Annotated in this window: 1 protein-coding gene; it reads right to left on the bottom strand. The window is 67.3% G+C overall.

Annotated features, from left to right (window positions below):
* On the bottom strand, positions 1-1,406 hold a 1,406-nt coding region (locus tag ACTWQR_RS55645; RefSeq protein ID WP_443235000.1), incomplete at its 3' end, for an IS4 family transposase.
* Positions 1,407-1,538 lie beyond the last annotated feature (132 nt).

Raw genomic sequence — 1,538 nt, 5'->3', positions numbered from 1 at the left:
AGTTGCAGCGTGCGGTCGCGACGCCCGTCGGGGCCGGGGTCGGCGGACGAGTGCACGGTGACTTTGATGCTGGTGATCCTGGAGGCACCCAGGACTTGTGCCTGGTCAGGCGGTGCGGCATAGCGGGAGATCGGGCACTTGACGCGACGTGGGTTGACGCGGGCCCGGCGGGGCGGAAGCAGATTGTGCAGCAGGGCCGATGCGATGTGCCCGGGGCCGGCATCGGGCAGCACATCGGCTGCGGCGATGAGCTGATCCTTGGCGGTCTCCAGGGCGATGGTGAAAGACGCGCGGTCTGGATCCGTGCCGGGGAGCGTCTCGACGGCCTCGACCATCGCCCGGCGCAGCGCCTGGTAGACGGTCAAGTGAGCCCAAAGCTCCTGCTGGATCCCGGTCGCGTCCTGAGAGCGCAGTACCAGACCGCGTTGCAGGGTGTGCCGGAGCGAGTAGAACGCCGACTCGATCTCCCATCGTTCGTGGTAGAGCTCCACCAGTTCGGCGGCGGGGTGGCGTCGCTGATCGGTCAGCGTGGTGGCCAGCCGGTAGTGGCCTTCCAGCCGCAGCCCTTTGGCGGTCGTCACCGTGATGTACGCGTCGATGATCCTCAGCCGGGTCCCGTTGATCCTCGTCAGAAACGACCCGTCCGGCAAAAGGGCCCAACGGGCTGGTGTCCGGGTTCCCTTGAGGCGTACCAGCAGCTGTGCCCCGGTGGCCGCGGCCTTCGCGAGGAAGTCGTCCGAGTCGAAGCCCCGGTCGTTGAGCAGCAGCATGCTGTCGTCCAGCAGCGGCAGCAGTTGCTCGGCATAGCCGGTCTCCTTCTCCGGCGTCGGTCCGAAGACCGCGCCGAGCAACGCGCGGGTCCCGGTCTCGCACAGCACCATGATCTTCAGCATCGGATATCCGTCGGTGCCGTAGCGGTGTTTGTGCTTGCCCAGCCAGGCACAGACTCGCGGCCGGTCAGGGGCCTTGGTGGAGCTGCACCCGTCGAAGGCGACCGTGCGCCAGCACCGGTATCGCACCCCGGGTGTGATCGGCTGTGCCGCGGGACCGGCCAGTGTTTCGAACAGCGACCGAAGCGGCGCGAGGCCCAGCCGCCGGCGAACCTCCCGCAGCGCCTTCTCCGAAGGACGCCGGTGAAAAAGCCCGTGCAGCCCGGCGGTGAGCTTGTCCCACACGCGCACGTACCCCAGTTGCGGGAAGAGTGCCAGCGCCAGCACGAAGTACACGCCCACCCTCGATGGCAGCAGCCGCACCCTGCGCTGGCCGCCGCCAACGCGTTCCAGCACGTCATCGACAAGTTCGAAGGGTAACTGCCGGGTCAGCTCACCGAGATGTCCCGGAGCGAAGACGCCGTCGGCGACGGTGATGGACGATGTGAGCGTGACGGTGGAACACTGAGCGGGCAACGGGGCTCCTTCGAGCGGGAAGACCTTGGTCGGCTTCTTCGCTCTATCAGGAGCCCCGTTGCCATGACCTGGGCTTCCCCGAAAACCCTGGATCCCCTTGACAACCGCGGATCCGCTCAAACTCCGTGGTCT

Origin of the sequence: Streptomyces sp. 2A115 (genome assembly GCF_052245575.1) — a bacterium.
In the GTDB taxonomy this organism is placed as follows: Bacteria; Actinomycetota; Actinomycetes; order Streptomycetales; family Streptomycetaceae; genus Streptomyces.
This window is presented reverse-complemented; position numbering and strand designations above follow the sequence as displayed.